Raw genomic sequence first — 1,082 nt, forward strand, 5'->3', positions numbered from 1 at the left:
GTCAGCGATAGCGCCGGAGGCTGGGAGCCGGGACCAGGTCACCGTGGTTGCTGATCGTCGCCTGTCCTCCTCCTGACATCGCGACCTCTCGCGAAGTGGGGCCTGCGTCGATACGTCTGACCGGGAGCCCGGGCCAGGGGCATCACGCTGTTCCTCGGCGGGTGATGGCATCTGTCCACAGCAATCCACAGCAGGCCAGGCCTGCGCCTAGTGGCAGGAGCAGTTCGCCTGCGGCGGAACCGAAGAGCACCGACAGTGGTGCGGCGCCCATGAGCTGGCCGAGGCCGATGCCGACCAGGGGTAGGCCGGCGAGGACCGTGGCGGAGGCGCGGGCGCCGGCGAGGGCGGCTTCGGTGCGGTCGCGGAAGCGGATGCGGCCGAGCAGGTCGGTCCTGGCGGCGGACAGCAGTTCCGCCAGGGCGAGGCCGTGTTCTTCGGCGACCCGCCAGGCGGTGGCGACCCGCGACAGTTCCTCGGCGACCGGCGACTCCGGGTGCAGCCAGCCGTCGGCCCCGGAACCGCCGAGCCTGCTGCGGCCCGCGCTGATCGCGAGCACCCGGGCCGCTTCCCCGCGGGACTCCGCGGCCGCGGCTTCGGCGGCAGCGCTCGGATGCGCGCCGACCCGCAGTTCACCGACGACCGCCTCGAGACCGGCCAGGAGATGACCGCACTCCGTCCGGCGCACACGCTCACCATGACCGCGCCGATTCCGCACCGCGACGGTGACGCCCACCATGAGCACCGCCAGCCCCGTCCCGATCCCCAGCGCGAATGCCGTGCACCCCAGGCCGATTCCCGCACCCAACGCCACCGGTATCCGTCGTATCGCGCGCGTCCCGCCCGCACCGAACAATCGTTGAAAACGCCGTCGATCGCCCGCGGCGGGAAGCAGCAGCACCGCCACCGCGCAACAGAGCAGTCCGACCGCCATCGCCACCTCCGTGCCGTTCTGTCGTCGATTCCTCGTCCGGTACCGAAGTCACCTCTCCCGCCGACGAGTGCGTGCGACTCGCCGGGCCGCACGGTGAGGCTGACGTCGTGCAGCGCCACGGTCGGCCCGTACCGCTTCCCGACGCCGTCCG

The 1,082-nt window shown here is 72.4% G+C and carries 1 protein-coding gene and 1 pseudogene; both read right to left on the reverse strand.

Features of this window, described 5'->3' with window-relative positions:
• Window positions 1–142: 142 nt before the first annotated feature.
• Entirely contained in the window at window positions 143–931 is a 789-nt protein-coding gene (locus ACWDNU_RS46825; RefSeq protein WP_355280891.1) for a type II secretion system F family protein, read from the reverse strand.
• A gap of 50 nt (window positions 932–981) precedes the next feature.
• A pseudogene (locus ACWDNU_RS46830) lies at window positions 982–1,082 on the reverse strand (sugar ABC transporter ATP-binding protein); the annotation flags it as partial.

It is taken from the genome of Amycolatopsis sp. NPDC003676 (assembly GCF_053587275.1).